The sequence below is a fragment of the Actinoallomurus acaciae genome (genome assembly GCF_042429965.1).
GTDB lineage: Bacteria > Actinomycetota > Actinomycetes > Streptosporangiales > Streptosporangiaceae > Actinoallomurus > Actinoallomurus acaciae.
Genome location: NZ_JBHLZP010001071.1, coordinates 1 through 1,181, shown reverse-complemented (window position 1 = coordinate 1,181; position 1,181 = coordinate 1). Strand labels below are relative to the sequence as shown.

Sequence of the window (1,181 nt, the reverse complement as noted above, 5' to 3'; positions counted from 1 at the left end):
CGTTCGCCCTGTTGTGGTGATGCGCCGTGTGGGTGCTGGCTCCCGCCTGTATCTGGCGTCCAGTCTGTGCGGGTGGCGGAACGGGTGCGGGTGCGTGAGATCGATGAGGGTGAAGGCGGACGGCTGCTGCGGATCATCCGCAGGGGCACGGGTTCGGTGGTGACCTGGCGGCGGGCGCAGATGGTGTTGCTGTCCGCGCAGGGGATGAGCGTGGCCAAGATCGCTGAGGTGACGTTCACCAGTCCCGATCGGGTCCGGGATGTGATTCATAACTTCAACGCCGACGGCTTCGACTCGCTCTACCCCAAGTACAAGGGCGGCAGGCCGAAGAGGTTCACCCTGGCCGAACGCCGGGAGATCAAGAGGATTGCCAAGTCCAAGCCGGCCGAGCACGGCTTGCCGTTTTCGGCCTGGAGCCTGGCCAAGCTGGCCGACTTCCTGGTCGCCGAGGGGGTGGTCGACGACATCAGCCACGAGGGCCTGCGCATCCTGCTCCGCGAGGAAGGCGTCTCGTTTCAACGCGTAAAGACCTGGAAGGCCTCCCGGGACCCCGACCATGCGGCCAAGAAAGCGCGGGTGGAACACCTGTATGCGATCGCCGATGGGGAGATCATTCCCGACGATGGCGAACCGGAGGTGGTGTTTTGTATGGATGAGTTCGGCCCGCTCAACCTCCAGCCCCACCCGGGCAGGCAGTGGACCGAACGCGGCGGCCATCACAAAGACCCCGACCGCGAGCCCCGGCCCAGGCGGCGGGCGACTTACACCCGTCCGCATGGGGTCCGGCACCTATTCGCCGCCTACGACCTGGCCGCCGACAAGCCGTACGGGCACATCAAGAAGACCAAGAACCGGTCGAAGTTCCTGGAGTTCTGCCGCTATCCACGCAGCCTGCTCCCCGCGACCGTCCGCATCGCGATCGTGTGCGACAACTACTCCCCGCACCTGACCACCAAACGCTGCCACCGGGTCGCGGACTGGTCCGAGGCCAACAACGTCGAGACCGCCTACACCCCGACCAACTCCTCCTACCTCAACCGGATCGAGGCCCAGTTCACCGCGCTGCGCTACTTCGCCCTGGACGGCACCGGCCATGCCAGCCATAAGGAACAGGGCAGCATGATCCGCCGCTACATCATCTGGCGGAACAAACACGCCGCCGACAAACACCTACGCGACAT

Annotated in this window: 1 protein-coding gene; it reads left to right on the top strand. The window is 65.3% G+C overall.

Annotation, left to right across the window (positions count from 1 at the left end; genetic code table 11):
• Nucleotides 1-72: 72 nt before the first annotated feature.
• On the top strand, nucleotides 73-1,181 hold a 1,109-nt coding region (locus ACFFNX_RS50545), incomplete at its 3' end, for an IS630 family transposase (RefSeq protein ID WP_378213639.1).